At 63.2% G+C, this 19,053-nt stretch carries 16 protein-coding genes; 6 read left to right on the plus strand and 10 right to left on the minus strand.

Annotation, left to right across the window (positions count from 1 at the left end; genetic code table 11):
- Positions 1 to 10: 10 nt before the first annotated feature.
- Entirely contained in the window at positions 11 to 1,393 is a 1,383-nt protein-coding gene (locus tag ACVZUB_RS21515; RefSeq protein ID WP_047270341.1) for an MFS transporter, read from the minus strand.
- A gap of 84 nt (positions 1,394 to 1,477) precedes the next feature.
- Here ACVZUB_RS21515 and ACVZUB_RS21520 point away from each other — a divergent pair, with 84 nt between their 5' ends.
- Entirely contained in the window at positions 1,478 to 2,116 is a 639-nt protein-coding gene (locus ACVZUB_RS21520) for a TetR/AcrR family transcriptional regulator (protein ID WP_030536301.1), read from the plus strand.
- 71 nt (positions 2,117 to 2,187) lie between these two features.
- Complete coding sequence (locus ACVZUB_RS21525; RefSeq protein ID WP_166502529.1) at positions 2,188 to 3,162, plus strand: ABC transporter substrate-binding protein; 975 nt, start codon at positions 2,188 to 2,190, stop codon at positions 3,160 to 3,162.
- A gap of 1 nt (position 3,163) precedes the next feature.
- On the opposite strand, the gene ACVZUB_RS21530 is transcribed toward ACVZUB_RS21525, so the two are convergent.
- From ACVZUB_RS21530 to ACVZUB_RS21550, 5 genes are read right to left on the minus strand one after another with little or no spacing between them, the layout of a single operon-like run.
- Positions 3,164 to 4,204, minus strand: coding sequence for an ABC transporter substrate-binding protein (locus tag ACVZUB_RS21530; protein WP_054827505.1), 1,041 nt, complete (start codon positions 4,202 to 4,204; stop codon positions 3,164 to 3,166).
- A complete protein-coding gene (locus tag ACVZUB_RS21535; protein WP_050794099.1) occupies positions 4,201 to 5,052 on the minus strand; it encodes an ABC transporter ATP-binding protein in 852 nt (283 codons plus the stop codon). The genes ACVZUB_RS21530 and ACVZUB_RS21535 overlap by 4 nt, the downstream gene beginning before the upstream one ends.
- Before the next feature lie 23 nt (positions 5,053 to 5,075).
- The gene (gene fepG / locus ACVZUB_RS21540) at positions 5,076 to 6,125 is read right to left on the minus strand and encodes an iron-enterobactin ABC transporter permease (RefSeq protein ID WP_003946259.1); all 1,050 of its coding nucleotides are present in this window, start codon (positions 6,123 to 6,125) and stop codon (positions 5,076 to 5,078) included.
- The gene (locus ACVZUB_RS21545; protein ID WP_003946222.1) at positions 6,122 to 7,249 is read right to left on the minus strand and encodes a Fe(3+)-siderophore ABC transporter permease; all 1,128 of its coding nucleotides are present in this window, start codon (positions 7,247 to 7,249) and stop codon (positions 6,122 to 6,124) included. Before ACVZUB_RS21545 ends, fepG begins: the two co-directional genes overlap by 4 nt.
- Positions 7,246 to 8,133 (minus strand): siderophore-interacting protein, encoded by an 888-nt coding sequence (locus ACVZUB_RS21550; RefSeq protein ID WP_225320112.1) that lies wholly within the window; start codon positions 8,131 to 8,133, stop codon positions 7,246 to 7,248. The genes ACVZUB_RS21545 and ACVZUB_RS21550 overlap by 4 nt, the downstream gene beginning before the upstream one ends.
- A gap of 257 nt (positions 8,134 to 8,390) precedes the next feature.
- Between ACVZUB_RS21550 and ACVZUB_RS21555 the strand changes: the two genes are divergently transcribed.
- Complete coding sequence (locus ACVZUB_RS21555; protein WP_242430777.1) at positions 8,391 to 10,049, plus strand: ABC transporter ATP-binding protein; 1,659 nt, start codon at positions 8,391 to 8,393, stop codon at positions 10,047 to 10,049.
- On the plus strand, positions 10,046 to 11,803 hold the full coding sequence (locus ACVZUB_RS21560) for an ABC transporter ATP-binding protein (protein ID WP_083058291.1): 1,758 nt from the start codon (positions 10,046 to 10,048) through the stop codon (positions 11,801 to 11,803). The genes ACVZUB_RS21555 and ACVZUB_RS21560 overlap by 4 nt, the downstream gene beginning before the upstream one ends.
- Before the next feature lie 43 nt (positions 11,804 to 11,846).
- Here the strand turns inward: ACVZUB_RS21560 and ACVZUB_RS21565 are convergent, their stop codons facing one another.
- Positions 11,847 to 12,671, minus strand: coding sequence for a helix-turn-helix domain-containing protein (locus tag ACVZUB_RS21565; RefSeq protein WP_003946247.1), 825 nt, complete (start codon positions 12,669 to 12,671; stop codon positions 11,847 to 11,849).
- Between the two features lie 139 nt (positions 12,672 to 12,810).
- Here ACVZUB_RS21565 and ACVZUB_RS21570 point away from each other — a divergent pair, with 139 nt between their 5' ends.
- The gene (locus tag ACVZUB_RS21570) at positions 12,811 to 14,301 is read left to right on the plus strand and encodes an acetyl-CoA acetyltransferase (RefSeq protein WP_482627749.1); all 1,491 of its coding nucleotides are present in this window, start codon (positions 12,811 to 12,813) and stop codon (positions 14,299 to 14,301) included.
- Between the two features lie 80 nt (positions 14,302 to 14,381).
- Here ACVZUB_RS21570 and ACVZUB_RS21575 read toward each other — a convergent pair whose 3' ends face one another.
- Positions 14,382 to 15,620, minus strand: a complete 1,239-nt coding sequence (locus ACVZUB_RS21575; protein ID WP_064074040.1) for an HNH endonuclease signature motif containing protein — start codon at positions 15,618 to 15,620, stop codon at positions 14,382 to 14,384.
- Between the two features lie 218 nt (positions 15,621 to 15,838).
- On the opposite strand from ACVZUB_RS21575, the gene ACVZUB_RS21580 reads away from it, so the two are divergent.
- On the plus strand, positions 15,839 to 16,258 hold the full coding sequence (locus tag ACVZUB_RS21580) for a TetR/AcrR family transcriptional regulator (RefSeq protein ID WP_482627750.1): 420 nt from the start codon (positions 15,839 to 15,841) through the stop codon (positions 16,256 to 16,258).
- On the opposite strand, the gene ACVZUB_RS21585 is transcribed toward ACVZUB_RS21580, so the two are convergent.
- Positions 16,255 to 18,063 (minus strand): ABC-F family ATP-binding cassette domain-containing protein, encoded by a 1,809-nt coding sequence (locus tag ACVZUB_RS21585; protein WP_003946255.1) that lies wholly within the window; start codon positions 18,061 to 18,063, stop codon positions 16,255 to 16,257. The two genes, ACVZUB_RS21580 and ACVZUB_RS21585, sit on opposite strands and share 4 nt — an antisense overlap.
- Positions 18,063 to 18,998: a 4-(cytidine 5'-diphospho)-2-C-methyl-D-erythritol kinase gene (locus ACVZUB_RS21590; RefSeq protein WP_030536307.1), complete on the minus strand. Its 936-nt coding sequence runs from the start codon at positions 18,996 to 18,998 to the stop codon at positions 18,063 to 18,065. Before ACVZUB_RS21590 ends, ACVZUB_RS21585 begins: the two co-directional genes overlap by 1 nt.
- Positions 18,999 to 19,053: the final 55 nt, after the last annotated feature.

Raw genomic sequence — 19,053 nt, forward strand, 5'->3', positions numbered from 1 at the left:
CTACAATAAGTCACGCCTTTTGTGCAGTCCTCGTCGCTGGAAGTGCAATCGCCGGCAGACAGGCGACAACACTGATGACGGCACCCATCACGAACGCCAGCGCGAACGAGTCGCCGGAAATGCCGATCGCCAGGACCGCTGTGGTCACCGGGGCGCCCACCGCCGAACCGACGGTTCTGATCACACTGTTGACTCCACTGGCTGCTGCCATTTCCGATGGCGGGACGATCGAGGCAACCAACAGAGCACAGACCGCGAACCCCACGCCGTTCCCCAATCCGACGAGGGAAAAGAACGCCACGATCGCAACCACCGAACTCGGCCAGATCGCGAGTCCGACTGCGCCCGCCGCCATGAGGGCCAGCGCTATGACAGCGGGCACCCGCGGCCCGAATCGCCGCGCGAGAGCCGGCGTCAAGCGGCCACCGAGAAAGACGAGGACAGCGGCGGGCAAGAGCGCCAAGCCGGTCTGCACAACGGTGAATCCGCTTCCATACGTGGACGTTTCCGGCGCCTGGAGGATCCGCGGCAGACAGAGATAGAAAATGTACGGCACGAACCCGAACACCAGGGTGAGTGCGCTGGTAATCATCATCGGCTTGTCCCGAAAAACTCGCATGTCGACGATCGGCGCGTCGTGGCGGGAATCGACGGCAATCAGTGTCGCGAACGAAACGAACGCGACTACCACCAGACCCCAGAATCCGAGCGACAAAACTCCCCAGTCGGAGGCTTTCGTGATCGCCAATAGCAGGCTCACCAATCCGAACGCCAGAGCGCCGGCACCGGCCCAGTCCGTCGGCATACCCGGGCGGCGATGCGAGCCCGGAACCACGGCCACCACTGCGACCAATGCGAGCACGATCAAGATCCCGGTGATCACGAACAACCACTGCCAACTGAGATACTCGAGGATGACACCGCCGATCACCAGTGCACTTCCGGCACCGATTCCCAAAGTCCCAGCGAGCCAACCTATCCCTGAAGACAACTCGGGACCTACTACCGTTCTCCGCAGTACTGCCATCGCAAGCGGGAAGCTCGCCATGCTCACTCCCTGGACAGCTCGAACGACAAGCAGCACCCCGATATTCGGGGCGGCTGCCGCGGCAAATGTCGCGAGAGCGAAGATGATCAGGACGATCACCAGGACTCGCTTGTCGCCGAATCGGTCACCCATCGCGCCGACTATCGGAGCCATCACCGCGGCCGCCAACAGGTACGCCGTCAGGATCCAGCCGGTCACCGCCACGGACGTGTCGAAATGCTCACCCAACACCGGCAACGCCGGTACCAGCATGGTCTGCATGAGCGAGTAGACGAGTACCGCCCCCGCAAGCGCGGCGATCACCCGGCTCCCGGATCGCGTGGGCGCCTCCGCCAAGGTTGTCATCGACACCTTCCTCCAATCATGAATCGAATCGGAACGGAACACTCCGTTCCGATTGAGTAAACCATGCATTGCTAGCCTGTGGGAATGGCGAAAGAGAATGCGAGCCTCCCCGGACGCGCCCGAGAAGCCGCAGACAACGACGTCACCGTACTGCGAGCAGCGCGCGAGATTTTTGCCGAACAGGGTTGGAATGCACCGGTATCGGCAATTGCCACCCGGGCCGGAGTGGGAGTAGGCAGCATCTATCGCCGATACCGAGGCAAGGAGGAACTGGCGCAATCCCTGCGCGTCTGGGCGATCGACCACCTCGCCACCCTCGCCCGAGAGTGCATGAGCACCGCGAAAACCGATGAAGCCGTATTGAAGACGTTCTTCTCGCGATATCTCACCGAATCAGTGGGACCGCTCATTCCGGTCCTCGGCGGCAAGTTACCTGAACACGCCGAAGTCACTCGTGCCGCCGAAGAATTGGAGGCCGCACTGCAATCGATGGTCGACGTCTGCATCGACGCTCGCGAAGTCCCGCCCGACTTCACTGCTGCTGACGTCATGCTCATGACAGTGCATCTGCGGCCGACTCTGCCGATCGAGGGTGATCGAGCCACCGAAATACACACGCGCTATCTCGACTTCATGCTCGACGGACTTCGTGGCGGAACACCTCGACCAACGATCACTCCCCCGTCTTGGAGCGAATGGCTTCAGATGTGGCAGGGCAACTGACCCCGAGAACACCCGAATGACATGTCAGGTTAGGCTTACCTCGCTTATTTCGCCATGTTCGGAAGGTTCTCATGAAAATCAATCGCCGGCTCGCCGGCTTCGCCGCACTACCCGCCGTCGCCACGCTCCTACTCGCCGGTTGCGGAAGTAGCGACGCAGCGCCCTCTACCGAGACCAGGTCTGCCGACCAGTCCTGGAGTTACACAACGGGATACGGAAACACGATCACCCTCGACCACGCCCCGGAGCGGATCGTCGTCGACGCGTACTCCGCTGCGGCTCTGTGGGACTACGGCATTCGGCCGGTCGGCATCTTCGGTTACGGCGTCGGCAATCCAGACGTCACCGATCGCGCTGACGAGTCGACGATGACCGTCGTCGGCCGTGAAGGTGAACTCAGCGCGGAAGCTCTTGCGGCGCTGGACCCAGACCTGGTCATCGGGTACGGCAACAGCGACGACCCGACACGATGGACTTGGTGGGACGAGCCGATGGGCAAGACCGTCAACAATGTTGCACCGTTTGTCGGCGTCAAGTTCTCCGGAGCCTCGACACCGGACGTGTTGAACGAGTACGCCTCACTCGCCGAAGCACTCGGCGGGAACACCGACACAGTGGCAGCACGCGAGGGCAAGGAAGCATTCGAATCCGGTGCAGAGCGCATCCGAACTGCTGCGGCCAAGGTCGACGACATCGAAGTCCTCGCCCTGAACGGTGACAGCTCCGAGTTGTACGCAGGCACAACGGCGCTCGCTCAGTTCGGGTACCTGAAGGAACTGGGCGTGAAGTTCACCGGTCCGGGAGGCGACAAGGGCTGGGCCGATCTCAGCTGGGAACAGGTACCGGACTATCCGGCGGACATCGTGTTCCAGTTCGCGAAGTCGGCAGAGGCATTCGCGGCATCACCCGTGTTCGTCAAGCTGCCCGCGGTGACCGCGAACCAGGTGATCGACTTCGACGACAAGCGTCCCAACACCTACGCCAATTACGGCGCCTGGTTCGAGCAGGTTGCACAACTACTCGACCAGGCCCGCAACGTCGCCTGAATTACTGCCCAGCAGTGATTCGTCCGGCCGCTTCCTCGAGAACGTCGAGGAAGATGGCCGCGGTGAGCGCAAATCCTTGGTTGTATCGCGCGTCGCTGGTCAACACGTTGCCCGCTTGAACTGCAGGCAACCGCTGCCACGTCGGCTGCGACTTGATTGCGTCGAGCGCTTCCTGATCGCGTGCTTGGGCGATGATCACATCCGCCGGAGCCAAGGTGTCGAGTTGCTCGAACGACAACTCGAACGAGTTCTCTGCATTGTCGTCGTCACGGAAAAGCACGTCCAGGCCGGCATCGAGTGCAACACTGATTCGCAGATTCCGCTGATGCACAAGGAAGCCCGTCGGCGTCTGAACGCCGAACACGATCTTCTTTCCGCCCAGCTTCTCCTGCAACATCGGTCGCAGTCTCGCGAGCTTGTCGTCGTACTCCGCAATGGAAGCCTCGGCGATCGTCACCCGGTCGAGCTGGCTCGCCTGCGCCATCAGAGCACCTCGCCAGTCGACCGGGTGCCCGGCAATCGGTTCGACGTCGTCGCCGACGACCAACAGCGGCGCGATGGAAGACAAGCGCTCGGTGCCGTACCAGTCACTGGTGTATCCGATCGCAGTGATGACGATCAGATCGGGCTCGAGAGCGAGCAGAGCCTCGAAGTTGGTGGAGAAGTCGCCGGCGACGTTGACGAAGCTCGCGTCCTCGATGGTGCGGCCGGGAAACTGGAATCCTGCCTTGGCGTCGGGGAACCAGAAGTTGCCCGATCCGACGATCGGGTAGTCCATCATCATCGCGAATTCGAGGTCGACGCGGCCGTCGAGCACCACCACACGCTTCGGGTCGCGCGGAACGTCGCCGCTGAACTCGGCCCACGTGTACGGGAGAGTGTCACTGGCAGAGTCGGATTCGCCATCGGAGCTTCCGCAGGCGCTCAGCGCCAATGCTGCAGCCACACCAGCTGCGCCACCGAAGAATCGGCGTCGCGAAATGCGGTCGACGATCTGAGCCCACTCCGTGTCGGTAACCTGCGCATCCAGGACGAGTGTCATACCTTTGCTCCTTCGATGTTTCGCTGACGCTCGCGTCCCAGCGGAATGACCAGCGGTGTGTGGGAAACCGGATCGTCGATGATGCGGCACGCCATGCCGAACACCTCCTGCACCAGTTCTTCGGTGATGATCTCCGCGGGCGGGCCCTCGGCGACCACCGCGCCGTCCTTCATCGCGATGATGTGAGTTCCGTAGCGGCACGCGTGATTGAGATCGTGAAGCACCGCCACCAGCGTGTGTCCGTCGTTCTCGTTCAGATCGCGGCAGAGTTCCAGCAGCTCGATCTGGTGCGCGATGTCGAGGAACGTCGTCGGCTCGTCCAGTAGCACCAACGGAGTCTGCTGCGCGAGAACCATAGCTACCCAGACACGTTGGCGCTGACCACCGGACAGTTCGTCGACCGGCCTGGCCGACAGATCCGTGACCTTGGTTGCCTCCATCGCCTTGATGACGGCGGCCTCGTCCTCTCGGGACCACTGGCGGATCAGCTTCTGGTGCGGATAACGCCCTCGCGCAACCAGATCGGCGACTTTGATTCCGTCCGGCGCGATCGACGTCTGCGGCAGAAGCCCGAGTCGCCTCGCAACTTCCTTTGCCGGGTACGACGTGATCGCCTTACCGTCGAGAAGGACCTTGCCGGTGGTCGGCTTGAGCAACCGGGACAGCGCACGCAGAAGCGTCGACTTGCCGCAGGCATTGGGACCGACGATGACGGTGAAGCCACCGTCGGGGATTTCGACGTCGAGGTGTTCCGAGATGACGCGCTTGTCGTAACCGATCGTGACGTCCTCGGCGCGAAGCCGATTCGTCCTTTCGACCACGACGGCGGCCGTACTTGTCTCGTTCACGCTGTTCCTCGTTCCTTCACCGATCACTGCTTACGTGCCTCTCGCGCGAGAAGCCATACGAAATAGATGCCACCGATGGAGACGGTGACGACGCCGACCGGCAACTGTGTCGGCGCGAAAGCTCGCTGCGCCACCCAGTCGCTGACCATCAGCAACGCGCCACCCATTGCTGCCGACGGCAGCAGGGTCACTCCGGCACTACCGGTCAATCGCCTCACCAACTGCGGAGCCGCAAGAGAGACGAACCCGATGGGACCGGCCGCTGCTGTCACCATGGCCGTCAGGGCGACGCCGAGAACAACCAGGGAAAGCCGCGTGGGTTCGGCCCGGACGCCGAGCGCCTTGGCGGCGTCGTCGCCCATCTCGAGCATCTGCATCCGCCTGCCCAACACCAGGATCAGCGGAACGAGGATGGCCAGCACGACGACCACCGGCCACACCTGAGTCCAGCCGAGGCCGTTCAACGAACCGGCACCCCACACTGCGGCAGCCATGGCGTCGTCAAGTTTCGCCTTGAGGATCATCCAGGTGTTGACCGAGCCCAACATCGCGCTGATGGCGATACCGACGATGATCAACCGGAATCCCTGCACACCTCGCTTGTACGCAAGGAGATAAACAACTGCTGCGGTGGCGATTCCGCCCACCAGAGCACCGACTGCGATCTCGTAGTAAGTACCACCGATGAGGAGGATGACCACCAGAGCGCCCGTGTACGCACCGGAGTTGAAGCCGATGATGTCCGGGCTACCCAACGGGTTCCTGGTCAGCGATTGGAAGATCGCACCGCTCATACCGAGCGCCGCACCGAGCATCAGCGCCAACAGAACTCGGGGCAGACGCCATTCCACGACGACCATGTGGATACGCGCGGGGGCTTCGCCGAACAGTGCACCGAGGACGTCCCCGATCGGCACTTGGTAGTCACCACTACCGAGCGCGATGACACCGATGGCCAATGCAAGCGCAACGAGGACGAGGCAGACTGTGACCGTGCGGACGTCGATCCGCGCGGACCAGCCTTCTTTGGGTGAGCGCACCACCGTGGTGGCGCGCCCGAAATCGATGCTCACAGACCGCTCACCTTGCTTCGACGCACCAGCATGATCAGCACCGGAGCGCCGATGAAGGCCGTGACGATGCCGACCTGAAGTTCACCCGGGCGCAGCACGATTCGGCCGACGACGTCGGAGAAGAGAAGAAGAATCGGCGAGCACACCAACGTGTACGGGAGAATCCATCGCTGATCCGGTCCGACGAACCATCTCGCGACGTGCGGAACCATCAAACCGACGAATCCGATCGGCCCGGCCGCAGCTGTCGCCGCGCCGCACAGCAATGTCACCGCGATGACACCGAGGATGCGAGTACGAGTGATGTTGGCACCGAGCGAACGTGCCAGATCGTCACCCAGGGCCACCGCGTTGAGTTGGCGCGCCAACGCGAGCGCCAGGAAGAGCCCGATGAGAATGAATGGGGCAACGGCCAGAACGATTTCCAACGAACGCCCGCTGAGTGAGCCGGCATTCCACTGGCGCATCTGGTCGAAGGCGGTCGGGTTGAGCAAGGTGATCCCGGACGAGATGCCGCCGAGCACGGAGCCGATGGCAACACCGGCAAGCGTCAGCCGAATGGGCGTCGCACCACCTCGACCGATCGAGCCCAGCGTGTAGACGATCGCCGTGGCTATCACCGCTCCGAGGAAAGCGAACCATATGTACGACCAGATGCTGGTCAAGCCGAAGACCGCGACGGCAACGACCATCGCGAAGCCCGCGCCGGCATTGACACCGAGAATTCCTGGATCAGCCAAGGGATTTCGTGTCATCGCCTGGATGAGGCCACCGGCCACACCCAGTGCCATACCGACTATCAGACCGAGCAGAGTACGAGGTAGCCGCAGATCACGGATGATCACGTGATCATTGGAATCGTCGTAGTTCACCAGCGCGTCGATCACGGTGCCGAACGGAATGGTCTTCGATCCCACCGCGATACTCAGCAGGAGCACGGCGGCGAGCACCACCAGGCACACCAGAAGACCCGCCATACGACGAGAGTTGGTCGATACCAGCCCGTCCGGTTGCTTCTGCTTCTCGTGCAGCGACTCGTCGATCAGTTCTTCGGTGTGTTTGTCGACTGCGCTCTTGTCCGCCGCACCGCTGTCGACAGCACTCTTGTCGAATCCAACGGTCACAAGCCGGCGCTCTCTAGAGTCTTCTCGACCTCGTCGCGGATCTCTTCCTCGTCGCGGTCCGATTCCCAGGCCGCATCGAGTGCCGCGCGGACACTTTCGTCGAGGGCCTCGTACTTCGCGTTCCACACCTCGGCTTTGTACGTCCAGTAGCCGATGACCTTGTACTGCTCACCCGGCAACTTCAGTTCGTGGCGAAGGTACTTGCGGATGTCACGGAGCATCGTGCTCTCGCCTGCAACCCACACGTATCCGAGTTCGGTGGGCAGGTTCATCGCGCGAACCGCGTCCGGCAACTTCGACGGTGCAACACCGTTGCCACTGCCGACCAGCCAGATGAACTCGACGTCGGCCGACGAGGTGATCTGTTGCTTGTGAGACTCGTCCACCACCTCGACGATCGCCTTGGCCGACATCCCGGCGGGCAACTGTTCGATCAAGCGCCCGAGTGCGGGGAGTCCAGTCGCGTCGGCGACGAACACCTGCCAGCGTGCGTCGGCCGGAGGCTCGTAGAGGCCACGAGACTCGCCGATCGCCAACTTGTCACCGATCTCGGCCTTCTGCGCCCAGTCGCTGGCGATACCACCCTCGTGAACGACGAAGTCGATCGTCATGCAGCTGGTTTCGGAATCGAACCGTCGCACGGTGTACGGCTGGCACGGGGACGGTTCCTCTCCCTCCGGGTATCGCCAACCGCGCGGTGCATCCGGATCTTCCGCCGGAAGAACGAACTTGCCTGTAGCCGGGACCGGGAAGTGGAGGCGCAGGTATTCGTCACCGGTACCGGTGGTTTCGAAGGCGGTCAGCTCCTCCCCACCGAACACGATACGAACCATTCCCGGGGTCACGTACTCCTTGTGAAGTACCTCGCCGAACACAAGACTCACAACAATCTCCAACATCGATGGAACATGAACCGGACCCGAACACGAGGATCCATCCGACTTCCGGACATAGTTAACCCGTGCTAAGTAAGGTAGACCTTAATTTATTGCAGTGTCGTCGATGAGTCGATGCCTTCTCCGCTGCAACGGGGCCAACTACTATCGCAATTCGGCCAACGCAATACGTATGGCCTGTTCACGACAAGTATTGGCACCGGTGTGACTTCTGACTACCGCCCACGATCCCTAGCGTGGACCCAGTGCCTTCGACACCACTTCTTTCGGCCGAGACAAACGGTCCCCCAACCAGCCCGGCGATCACGCCGCGTCAGGTAATCACACGCGCGATCGCTTCCGAAGGTCGCGGAGCCAAGCTGGCGGCCGCGTCCGTCGGCTTCACCGGCCACCAGGTCGCGGAAGCGTTGGTGCCGGTGGTGATCGGTGCAGTGATCGACCGTGCTGTGGCGACCAGCGATGCCGCAGCGCTCGGAAAGTGGATCCTCGTTCTCGGAATTCTCTTCACCGGCTTGTTGCTCAGTTGGCGCTTCGCGGCGCGCATCTCCGATTCCGTCACCGAGCACGGAGCACATCGCTTGCGGATGGACATCGCGCGCCGAGGCCTCGATCCGCACGGCATGTCGCCGCGGCGTATGCCGGGCGAGGTCTACTCGATTGCAACATCCGACGCGGGTTCGGTGGCCGGATTCACGCACACGCTGAGCACCAAACTTGCGGCCGCCTGCGGAGTGCTGACCGCCGCGATTTCGCTACTGGTGATCTCGGTGCCACTCGGCCTGCTCGTCATCCTCGGCACTCCCCCGGTGCTGGCTCTCATGCAGGTGGTCAGTCGGCCGCTCGAACGCCGAGCCGAAACAGATCAATGGCAGGGCGCCAAGGCCGGCGCGCTAGCCGCAGATCTACTCTCCGGACTCCGAATCCTTTCCGGAATCGGCGCCGGAGATGCTGCAGCGCAGCGGTATCGGGGAGCCAGCCGGACTTCGTTGGAAGCAACCCTTCGCGCACAGAGATACCAAGCGATGTACTCCGCCGCCAACGTTGCGATCGCCGGCGCTTTCCTCGCCGTCATCGCGTACGTGGGCGGACGGATGGCAGCGTCCGGGAGCATCTCGGTCGGTGAATTCGTTGCCGTGGTTGGTCTGGCACAGTTCCTTCGGGGTCCGTTGATCGACATCATCTACTTCGGCGCCGGTCTGGCACGGGCGCGTGCTTCCGCCAACCGCGTCGCAGCACTTCTCGGGACCGGCGAGGCTGTCACTCCCGCGGGTGAACCTGTGTCCCTGAATCACTCCGAGTTCCTGACGCTGCGCGACGTCGTGTTGGCCGGAGCGTCACCAGTCGATCTCGACGTCAAACGCGGCGAGATCATCGGCATCGTCACCGAGAATGCCGCCTGGGCGGATGCGTTGGTCGACGCACTGGCGCGTCGAATCGAGCCTTCGAGCGGAACAATTCATCTCGGCGACAACGCCATTCACGAGCTGCACATCGACGAACTTCGCACTCACGTTCTGGCAGCACCGCACGACGCGGCACTGTTCATCGGCACAGTCGGCGACAACATCGACGCCCTCGCACCGATCGGCAGCCGCAACGACGAGGCCATCGCCGCTGCTGCGGCAGATCAAGTGATCTCGGCACTGCCGCTCGGCCTCGCAACCCGAGTCACCGAGCAAGGGAATTCTTTGTCCGGCGGTCAACGTCAGCGCATCGCGTTGGCGAGGGCACTGGCGAGCGAAGCTCCCGTCCTGGTCCTGCACGATCCCACCACTGCCGTCGACTCCGTCACCGAAGCACGCATTGCTCGCGGGATCGCCGAGGTACGCGGGGCGCACGCCACAATACTTCTGACCAGCAGCCCAGTGCTGCTCGATATCTGCGATCGGGTGATCGAGCTGTGAACGAACTACTCCCCACCGCAACACCGAAACAGGCGCGGCGCGCGGCACTTCGGTTGATGGGACCCCACCGGATTTCCGCGATCGCAGCAGTCGTCACCCTGACCGCCGCGACCGCGATCGGTCTGCTCACACCGCTGGTCCTCGGCGCCATGGTCGACGCCGTGACCGACGCAGACGGCGACGCTGTCTCTCGCATCGGCACACTGACTCTCGCGTTGGTCGGCATCGCGGTTGCCTCGTCACTTCTCGTCGGAATGAGCAACTACCTACTCGCCGGCGTCGGCGAGCGCGTTGTCGCCGACCTTCGCGAAGAAGTTGTCGTCCGGGTTCTCGACCTTCCGCAGAGCGACGTCGAACGGGCCGGGCGCGGAGATCTCGTCTCCCGCATCACCGGCGACGTGCGGTTGGTGACCCGGGCCGTATCCGAAGCACTTCCGGTTTTTGCCACCGCGGCACTGACCATCGTGTTGACGCTGATCGGATTGGGTAGCCTCGATTGGAGATTCGCCGTCGCCGCGGTGATCGCGGCACCCATCCAGATCCAGGCGCTGCGCTGGTACCTCTCGAGGTCGGCACCGGTCTACCGCGAGGAGCGGGAGGCAGAAGGTGCACGTGCGCAACAGCTCCTGGACTCGCTGAGCAACTCCGACACCGTCGGATCGCTTCGCCTGGCCCAGCCGCATCTCGAACAGATCGAATCTCGATCGATGACGGCCGTCCGGCTGAGCTTGTTGACCACGCGTCTACGCACCAGGTTCTTCGGCCGGCTCAACATCGCGGAGTTCATCGGCCTGTCCGCTGTGCTGATCACCGGCTTCTGGCTGGTGAAGGACGGTCAGATCAGCATCGGTGCCGCCACCGCCGCAGCCCTGTTCTTCCACCGCCTCTTCGATCCGGTGGGCGCGGTTCTCAGCGTGTTCGACGAATTGCAGGAAGGCACAATCGCGTTGGCTCGCCTGGTCGGAGTCACGCTTGCGCCCGTGCCATCTGCACCGACCGATCCGCAGGAACCTGTCGACAGCTCAGCTTCTTTGGAACGCGTCACATTCTCGTACCGAAGCGGCGACGCTCCTGTTCTGCGAGACATCGACATCACCATTCCGGCAGGAACCGTCACCGCACTGGTGGGCGCTACCGGAGCCGGAAAATCTACAGTCGCAAAGCTGATCGCGGGAACCTACGAACCGACCGAAGGCGTCGTGAAGATCGGGACGGTGCCCCGGAACGAACTGCCACCGTCGACATCTCGGAGCGCGGTGGCCCTCGTGACTCAGGAGGTCCACGTCTTCGCCGGCACGTTGGCCGAGGATCTGCGGCTGGCCGACCCGTCGGCAACCGACAACGACATCACCGCGGCGCTCGATACCGTCGGCGCGTCGGATTGGCTGCGGGCTCTCCCGGACGGACTCGAAACCGTGGTCGGAGACGGTGGACACCGGCTGACCGCAACACAGGCACAACAACTTGCGTTGGCAAGAATCGAATTACTGGATCCGCCGCTGCTGATTCTCGACGAGGCGACCGCCGAAGCGGGCAGCGCCGGAGCCAGGGTCCTCGACGACGCCGCGCTCGCCCTGACCCGAGGTCGCACTGCTGTCACAGTGGCACACCGACTCTCACAGGCCGTCGACGCCGATCAGATCCTGGTGATGGACGACGGCCGCGTCGTCGAGCACGGCTCTCACGACGAGTTGGTCAACCTCGGGGGTCGGTACGCGGAGCTGTGGGAAGCGTGGTCCGCGCCGCGGAGTTGACCGCGACGGTTGCACCGAGCACTTCCGCCCAGTGCAACCCAACTCAAGCGTGCAGAAGGTACGGCACCGATTCGGGCGCCACACTCCCCTTGTTCATCATGCTGCCGGGCGTACGGCCGGTGACCCGGCGGAACACTGCGACAAAAGCACTCGGAGTTTCGTATCCGACCCGCCTACTGACAACCGAAACCGGCACTCCAGCAGCTAAATACGTCAATGCTGCGCGGACACGTACCTGAATTCGCCACTGCGCAAAAGTCATTCCAGTGCCCTGCGCGAACACACGCGTCAGCGTACGGACGCTACCGCCAGCCGTCAGCGCCCATTCGGACAGCGACCGCTGGTCTGCCGGATTGGCGACCAACGCTTCGGCGACGAACAACGCTCGCGGATCGGTCGGCATCGGAACCTCAACCGCAGCAACTTCGAGCGGCTGCAGCATGTCGAAGGCCACCCGCTCGGCGCGACTACGCGCCTCGTCGGGCATGTTCCGCCGATGCATGTGCAGGAGCACCTCACGCAGGAGAGCACTGACACCGAACAAACCCGGAACACCCGACGGCGCGGCGTGAGCCTCGGGCCGGAAGTAGGTGCAGAAGAACTCCGTACCCGGACCGGCCTTCACGGCATGCAACGCCCCGGCAGGCAGCCACAGTCCGGCCGAAGGCGGCACCTCCCAAGTGATGCCGTCAGCGACAACCGTGAGCATTCCACCGGAGTTTCCCCAGATCAGCTCATGTTCAGGATGACGATGCGGGGCCCACTGCCGCTGATGAGAGAGCTTCAGAGTCACCGTTGTCATCGAGTAGGGGTGATCGATGGAACGCGGCCCCACGGGCACCGAAATTCTCTCTGCCACAGCTGTCATGAAGACGAGTATAGGACTTTCGTTAGGCATACCTAAATAGGAACCCGAAAATCGTTGACTGTGACCCCAGAGTTACACATACCAGGGTCCCCGATATCGTGACTGCAACTCCCGGCTACGGGTCGGCAACGAGAGGTACATGATGGTTGACGCATCACGAATCCCGGTCATCGTCGGCGTCGGCGATCTGCGCCGGAATCCTGCCGACGGGCACCGCGAACCCCTCGATCTGATTCACGACACCACCGTCGCCGCGTTGAACGACAGTGGACACGCTGAACTGGGAACACAGATCGATTCCGTGTTCGCGATCAAGACAGTCAGCTGGTCGTACGACGATCTCCCCGGGCTACTCGCCTCACGATTAGGCGCGACCCCCACGGTCACCTCTACCTCGCCGATCGGTGGCCACTGGCCCGCGGCGCTCCTCGATCGGATCGGCGCGGCCATCGCTCGCGGTGAATCCTCGGCTGCTCTGCTCGTGGGCGGCGAATCGCACGCCAGCAGTACCGCCCTGCGAAAGTCCGGAGTCGCCCCCGACTCGATCGGGTGGACAGCCGCGCCGGGTGGGCCTCCCGGATTCGATCCGACCGACCTGGGAAGCGCCGAAATGCAGCGCGCCGGTTTCATCGTGCCGACTCGTGTCTACCCGCTCTTCGAGAACTGTTTCAGTGCTGCCGAGGGCCACGACGCCCGTGAATCGCTCGACTGGTCCGCGCGGATGTACGCCGCGTTCTCGGAACTGGCTTCGAAGAATCCCGCCTCCTGGACGTCGGAGATCCGATCGGCAGACGAGATCGGCACCGTCGGCCCCGGCAATCGGATGGTCTCCGAGCCGTACCCGCTGATGCTCAACGCCATGCCTTTCGTCAATCAGGCTGCGGCCGTTGTCGTCTGCTCGTTGTCGACGGCCCGCGAGTTCGGGATCGATGAAAGCAAACTGGTGTACCTCTGGGGCGGCGCTGGTGCGAGTGATCCGTTGGACATCCTCAGCCGCAACAGCTTCGACAGCTCGGCCGCGATGCATGACGCCGTACATCGCACACTCGACGGTGCCGGAGTCGGCGCCGACGCACTCGACATCGTCGATGCCTACAGCTGCTTCCCGATCGTGCCCAAGCTGTTGATCCGCGAACTCGGACTTCCCGATACCGCGATCCCAAGCGTCACCGGAGGACACTCGTTCTTCGGCGGACCGCTCAACAGCTACACCCTGCATTCCGTCGCTGAAGTCACCAGGCGAATTCGCGACGGCGCGAACCTTGCCCTCGTCCACGGCAACGGTGGATTCCTCACCTACCAGCACTGCGTACTGCTGTCGTCCGCCGCTCACGCTGGCGGGTACGTCGGTGATCCCGACGCACGCGCGCTAACTGCGGAGGTTCCGGAACTGATCACTGATTACACGGGCACGGCGGAAATAGTTACGGCCTCTGTCGAATACGGCCGCACCGGGGAGCCTGAGATCGGGTTCGTGATCGCGGCAACGCCGGACGGCGGCCGCGTCGCCGGTCACACCGGTCCCGAGAATGCCGCCGAACTGACCCAGCTTCGCGGTGACAACCCTCCGTCGATCGGGCGAACTGTTCACATCAGCGACGAGAACGGGCGACTCACGCTCACGTTCTGACAGTAGCGTTCTGACAGTAGACAGCCGTCAGCACCGGGGCATGGTTGTGCCCCGGTGCTCACGTCTTCAGTTGTCGCGATTCACGCCGCTGTCGGTGGGCTGTTCCCGCCGATCGGCTGCTGATACGGATCAACAGACATCGGCGGATAGAACACCGATTTGCGATCCGGCCCGATCTCCACCCGCCATTCGGTGTGGTGCATCGTCCGATGGTGATGACCGCACAACAAGATCAGATTGTCGAGATCCGTTGGGCCACCATCGTTCCAGTGAACAATATGATGGGCATCGCACCACCCCGACGGTGTCCCGCATCCCGGAAACGCACACCCACCATCACGAACCGCCAACGCCCGCCGCTGGGGTAGCGTCGCGGTCCTTGCTTCTTTGCCGCAGTCGAGCGGAACACCGTTCTCGTCCAACAAAATCCGGGTGACCGTGCAGTCGCACGCCAGCATCCGGGCAGTATCGATACTGATCGGACCTACCCAATCCGCCCACGCGAAACCCAGTTCCTGAGTCGACGGCAGTAGATCCTTCAATGCTTTGAGGTCGGTCATGTCTTTTGCACTGGCGGTGACTGTGATGTGCGGTTTCACTCCGCCTTCGATCGGACCCAGCCCCGCCCGCTCGTACCGCCGCAACAATTCGCAGAACCCATCCGCCCGTCGTAATGCCGGCGTGCGGGCGTCCTTGACGCCGTCTTTCTCCGGCGTCGGCGCCGACAGGCTCGACAGCAACGTGATCAGACGTGCCCCGTTCACAGCATCCAGGTCGCCCTTCACGGTCACCCGCCCGTACAAGCCTTTCGAGGCGTAGAACTCGTTACGCTCCGAATCCTCACCCACCGGAACGCCGTCTTCGCGTTTGCCGTACTGCTTCTCGATCCGCCGAATCGCCGCCCGCACCGCATCACAATCGGCGATGTTCTTCGACGCCAACCCCAACAAGATCCCGCGAGCCTTGTCCACATCCGCCAGGGTCATGTTCTTGGGTGGATGCTGACAAAACGACGCCACCTGCCGCGCCTTCAACGCATCCACGTCACCACGGTGAAACGCATCCGCGACAACAGGTTCGAGCATCAACAACCGCGCCAACCCGACCAGCAGACTGCACTCACCGATCTCCAGATTCGTCGACCCATGCAACCACTGCGCGATCGCCCGAAAACCCTTCCCACCGAGAACCTCCCGGGAAAACATCTCCACGATCAGCAACACCATCCGCGACTGCAACTCGTGTCGGGCGCGCACCAGATCCAGAACCTCACCCTTGAGGTCCTCGCCATCCAGCTGCCACGCTTCCCGACTGTCCATGCTCAAAGTTTAATCGAACATACTTTCGATAACCAGAGACAAACCGGACAACTTCGGGAACATGAAGACTTGAGACCTGTTGAAGTACATCACCATTCAGCTAGCCGTCAAAGACGACGCGATAGAGGACGTATCCCGCGAAACACACAATCGCAACAACGCACAGCACAAGCAGGATGTCGAAAAAGACGGGCCGGGTTGGGTTTCGAGCCTGGTCGATGAGAGGCGTCGAAGACGAGGCGGGCGTGCCACACGGCAGCGCACGGCACTACTTCGCAAACCAACGTGGACTGATAGTCGAGGTGGTGCGGCATCTTCTGGACGGCGATCTTCCTCGCCCGGGCGAGACGCCGAAGCAACAGGTGGCCCGGTGGCTGGGGCCTGAATCCGGCCGCACTCGGGCGCGTTACGAACTGATCATCGCGTCATTCCACGATCCCGACCTCGCAGTGGAACTGGTGCGTGGTCGGGATCGGTTTGTCGACATCTTGATCGAACGCGGCATGACCTCGTCCGATGCAACGGAGTTGGTCGCAGCACTGGACGGGCTCGTTCTGGACGCACTGCTGCGCAGGCAGGCGCCGGAAACCCTGGATCCAGAGCAAACCTTCAAGAGGTTCGGGGCGAAGTTCCCCTAGCCGTCCAGCTCGGCGAAGAGCTCCATCCACTGCTCTTCGGCGGCTTCCTTGTCGGCGATGACCTGCTTGAGTTCTGCGCCGAGTTTCTGCAGCTTGTCCGGGTCGGTGGCCGCGTCGGCGAGGGAAGCGTGCAGCTTCTTCTCTCGGTCGTCGAACTTCGCAATGGACCGCTCGAGCTTCGAAAGTTCCTTGCGTGCAGCGCGATCCGCGGCGCCGTCGCGGACCTGCTTGCTCTTCGACGCACCACTCGCCGTCGAAGCCACCGACGGGTTGTCGCCATCCCCCATTGCTGCGCGCCGACGCAGGTAGTCCTCGATACCACCGGGCAGGTTGGTGAGCTTGCGGTCACCGAAGAGCGCCCAGGTGGTGTCACAGATGCGCTCGATCAGGTACCGGTCGTGCGAGATGACCACCATGGTGCCCGCCCAGCCGTCGAGCAGATCTTCGAGTTGCTGAAGCGTGTCGATGTCGAGGTCGTTGGTCGGCTCGTCGAGAAGCAGGACGTTGGGCTCGGCCATGAGGACACGTGTCAACTGCAGACGTCGGCGCTCACCACCGGAGAGATCACCGACTGGGGTGCGCTGACGCGCCGGTGTGAAGCCCAACCGCTCAGCCAGCTGACCCGCCGATACTTCCTTGTCTCCCAGCGTGATTCGCTCGGCTACATCCTTGACCGCGTCGAGTACGCGCATGTCGGTCGGTAGATCGTCGAGTTCCTGCTTGAGCCAACCGATGTGGACGGTCTGCCCCTGAATGCGCTTTCCGGCGGCAGGCTCGAGTTCGCCGGCCAGAGTCCGCAGCAGAGTCGTCTTGCCCGAGCCGTTGACACCGACCAGGCCGACACGCTCACCTGGAGCGAGACGCCAGGTCAGATCCTCGACGAGTACACGGCCGTCCGGAGTCTCCAGACGCGCGTCTTCGAGTTCGATGACAACCTTGCCGAGTCGACGCTGGGCGAAGGACGCAAGTGCCACCGCGTCACGAGGTGCCGGAACGTCGGCGATCAGGGCCTCCGCGGCCTCGATGCGGTACTTCGGCTTGGACGTACGGGCCGGCGCACCGCGGCGCAGCCATGCGAGTTCCTTGCGTGCAAGGTTGCGTCGACGCTCTTCGGAAGCGTCAGCCTGACGCGAACGCTCGGCGCGAGCGAACACCCAGTCGTTGTAGCCACCCTCGTAGCTTTCGACGCCGCCGCCGACAACCTCCCAGGTGCGGGTGGCGACGGTGTCGAGGAACCAGCGATCGTGGGTCACGACGACAAGCGCGCTGCGACGCGAGACGAGGTGCTCGGCCAACCACTGAACACCTTCGACGTCGAGGTGGTTGGTGGGCTCGTCGAGCACCAGCAGGTCGAGGTCCTGAACCAGGGCCGCAGCGAGAGCCACGCGGCGACGCTCACCGCCGGACAGGCCGTCGACCTTGGCGTCCAATGCGGACCGCTCGCCACCGGCGCCCAGGTTGTCGATGCCGATACCCGAGAGCACCGAACGGATGCGCGCGTCGCCGGCCCATTCGTGTTGCGCCACTCCGAGCGGCCCCAGGACCACTTCACCGACAGTGGAGCCGGGAGGCAGCACACCGCGCTGCGTCACGACGGCCATACGCAATCCGCCGACGCGGCTGACGCGTCCCGAATCCGGCTGCTCCACACCCGCGAGGACTTCGAGCATGGTCGTCTTACCGCCACCGTTGAGGCCGACGACGCCGATGCGCTCGCCCTCCTCGACGCCCAGGGAGACCCCGTCGAGCAACGGCTTGACGCCGAAAGACTTCGACACGTTTTCCAGATTGATCAGATTCGCCATCAGTGCTGTCCCTTTGCCGCATTGTCGAGTATTCGTGCTCCGGGAACGGGTCCGCTCGCCACGCGAACGGTGCGGCACACCCCCGCTCCCGCAAGTTCTGCGCTCACTTCCACCGCGGACTGTGCGTCGGCGCAGAGAAAGGCGCATGTCGGTCCGGAGCCGGAGACGATGCCGGCCAAAGCTCCGGCTTCGACGCCCGCTCGAAGCGTCCGTCGTAGATCCGGGTTGAGTGAGAGTGCCGCAGCCTGCAGATCGTTGCCGAGCAGCGACGCAAGCAGATGAGCGTCACCCGTGGTCAGTGCCTGGATCAACGCATCGGCGCTCCCCAACCGTTTCGGGGAGCCTTCTGCCCGCAGCTTGTCCAGCTCGCGGAACACGACTGGTGTGCTCAAGCCACCCTTGGCCAGCGCCAACACCCAGTGAAAAGTGTGGCGGGTCAACACGGGGACAAGTTGTTCGCCGCGGCCGGTTCCGAGGGCAGTGCCACCGTGCAGCGAGAACGGAACGTCACTCCCGAGGCGTGCCGCAAAAGCGTCGAGATCAGGCCGCGAGAAGTCGAGCTTCCACAAAGCGTTGAGCGCAACCAAAGCGGCGGCTGCGTCGGCACTCCCGCCGGCCATTCCGCCTGCGACGGGGATGCCTTTCTCGATGACTATCTCGACGTTCGGGGCCACGCCACCCTCGACGGCGAGCATCTCGGCGGCACGCCACACGAGGTTGGTGCGATCGGTCGGCACGGCCGCGGCGTCGTCGCCGATCACCCGCACGGTCAAGGTGTCCGCAGGCGCCACCGTGAGGGTGTCTGCCAGCGACAAAGCCTGAAAAACCGTCGTCAGCTCGTGATAGCCGTCGTCTCGCAGGTCCCCGACGGCAAGGTGGAGATTCACCTTGGACGGGGCCCGGACGACTACGGGGCGTGGAACGACGGAGAGCACAAGGAACAACAATAGGCGCTGCGAACACCTGGGCGAAAACCTGCGACCGCAGCAG

The organism is Rhodococcus sp. OS5 (assembly GCF_056837585.1).

What these genes read in the sequence shown, in the direction of transcription:
- ACVZUB_RS21515 (WP_047270341.1), bottom strand. Translation starts at nt 1,393, where the DNA reads ATGACAACCTTGGCGGAGGCGCCCACGCGATCCGGGAGCCGGGTGATC.
- ACVZUB_RS21520 (WP_030536301.1), top strand. Translation starts at nt 1,478, where the DNA reads ATGGCGAAAGAGAATGCGAGCCTCCCCGGACGCGCCCGAGAAGCCGCA.
- ACVZUB_RS21525 (WP_166502529.1), top strand. Translation starts at nt 2,188, where the DNA reads ATGAAAATCAATCGCCGGCTCGCCGGCTTCGCCGCACTACCCGCCGTC.
- ACVZUB_RS21530 (WP_054827505.1), bottom strand. Translation starts at nt 4,204, where the DNA reads ATGACACTCGTCCTGGATGCGCAGGTTACCGACACGGAGTGGGCTCAG.
- ACVZUB_RS21565 (WP_003946247.1), bottom strand. Translation starts at nt 12,671, where the DNA reads ATGACAGCTGTGGCAGAGAGAATTTCGGTGCCCGTGGGGCCGCGTTCC.
- ACVZUB_RS21570 (WP_482627749.1), top strand. Translation starts at nt 12,811, where the DNA reads ATGATGGTTGACGCATCACGAATCCCGGTCATCGTCGGCGTCGGCGAT.
- ACVZUB_RS21575 (WP_064074040.1), bottom strand. Translation starts at nt 15,620, where the DNA reads ATGGACAGTCGGGAAGCGTGGCAGCTGGATGGCGAGGACCTCAAGGGT.
- ACVZUB_RS21580 (WP_482627750.1), top strand. Translation starts at nt 15,839, where the DNA reads ATGAGAGGCGTCGAAGACGAGGCGGGCGTGCCACACGGCAGCGCACGG.
- ACVZUB_RS21585 (WP_003946255.1), bottom strand. Translation starts at nt 18,063, where the DNA reads ATGGCGAATCTGATCAATCTGGAAAACGTGTCGAAGTCTTTCGGCGTC.